This is a genomic window from Streptococcus massiliensis DSM 18628 (genome assembly GCF_000380065.1).
Classification (GTDB): Bacteria; Bacillota; Bacilli; order Lactobacillales; family Streptococcaceae; genus Streptococcus; species Streptococcus massiliensis.
Genome location: NZ_KB904443.1, coordinates 1 through 1,776 on the forward strand (window position 1 = coordinate 1; position 1,776 = coordinate 1,776).

General features: G+C 37.1%; 2 protein-coding genes. Both read right to left on the bottom strand.

Annotated features, from left to right (window positions below; all coding sequences use genetic code 11):
* Positions 1-54: 54 nt before the first annotated feature.
* Complete coding sequence (locus tag A3I3_RS0109760; protein WP_018372502.1) at positions 55-999, bottom strand: magnesium transporter CorA family protein; 945 nt, start codon at positions 997-999, stop codon at positions 55-57.
* An 11-nt stretch (positions 1,000-1,010) separates the two neighbouring features.
* Positions 1,011-1,391, bottom strand: a complete 381-nt coding sequence (locus A3I3_RS0109765) for a PH domain-containing protein (protein WP_019231821.1) — start codon at positions 1,389-1,391, stop codon at positions 1,011-1,013.
* Between the last annotated feature and the right edge of the window lie 385 nt (positions 1,392-1,776).

Genomic DNA, 1,776 nt, shown 5'->3' on the forward strand with positions numbered 1-1,776 from the left:
ACAATAAGAGAACGACTCAAAATTAAAAAGCTAGAGTTCCGCAATTGGGAAGCTCTAGCTTTTTTTGTGGCTGAGAATTATTTTGTCCCAGGCTCCTATTGCGACCCATTTAAGAAACTGGGCAACAATAATCCACAACAAGATACTTCCAAAACAGATATAAATCCAAGCGTTTTTATCTTCTGTCAATGGCAGAGGGACATTCATCCCAAAAAATCCTGTAATGACAGCAATTACTGCCAAAAGAATGGAAATAATGGTCAAATTTGTCAAATTGTCATTTATAGTATTATTGATAATTGTATTATAAGACTCCGATACATTTTGAAGAACCAGAGAGATCAGCTCTGTCATGGCAACTAGCTGGTGCGCTTCAATCATAGCATCTTCAAACTGCTCCTGCTCGACTACATCTAAATTCCTATAAACCAAATGCCCCTTGATATGATCCAGCAACATCCCATTTTGTTTCGCTGCTTCTGCTAGATAAATAATACTTAACTCTAAATCCGATAAAGCATATAGATTTTTCTTAGTCGTTTTCTTACGAAGCAGTGCATTGAGCTCATTTTTGGTATGATCAAGTTTCTCAATAGCTGAATAATAGGTTTTACTGATTAATTCTAAACTAGCAAAGAGAAATGTGTATACTGAAACTAAGTCCTCTTGTTTTTCTAGATAGTTTTTCATCAACTCTAGAACATAGGCATTTTCACTATTGCTAATCGTAATCAGGCGTTCGGATTGAACGACAAAGGTCATTGGTACTGTGCGATTTTCTCCATTTTGAGCATCCAAGTCTAAAACATTGTAGACAAAAAGTACCGTTCTTGTTTCTCGGTCATAGTCCATGTGTGCCCGTTCATTTTTATCTAACGCATAAGCAATGATTTCTTCATCAATTCCATATTTTTCATATAAAGTCTCTGCTTCATGCAAACGTTCAGAATCAATGTTGACCCAGTACATGCCATCTCTAAATTGTTTATCTTGTAACATCTTGCATCCTTCTAACGTAGAACAGCCTTAGCTAGAGCTTTTTGAATGGCAATAACATTTTTATCACTATGAAATTGCAAAGTCTCTGCTGGCTCGACCCCTGAAGAAATCCAAATTTTCAGCTCAGAATCTAGGTCAAAATGACCAGCTGTTTCTACTGAAAAACGAGAAACTGAACCATAAGGAATGGAGCGATAAGAAGTCTTCTTACCTGTCATCCCTTGCTTATCTACTAAAATCAAACGGCTGTCTGTGAACACGATCAAATCACGCACCAAACTAAAAGCAATCTCGACGACTTCATCTTCCAAGAGAATCATCTCCAAATCGCGCTCCACTTTATCCACATCTGCCTGTGACGCATTCCCTAAAATACCACTAAAAAGTCCCATGATGACACCTCGCTTTTTATCATTGCTAAAATTATACCAAAAATTTAATCTAAAATCAGACTTGACCCTTAGAAAAACAGATAAAGAAGTCCTATAAAAGTATTTCACCCCCGCAATTTCTCATTCACTACTGGCTAAGCCACTCTTGTGAACTGTTAGAAAATCCCCATTTCAACCTCGCAACCATTGCAGAAAAGTTGGTTACTCTAGTCAATTAACTTTTTAGCCGCATTCAAAAAGAAATATGGCAAATCTCCACAGCAATGGCGTAAAGAACGTTATAGGTAACACAAAGAGCCTGGGACAAAATAATTCTCAGCCACAAAAAAAGCTAGAGCTTCCCAATTGCGGAACTCTAGCTTTTTAATTTTGAGTCGTTCTCTTA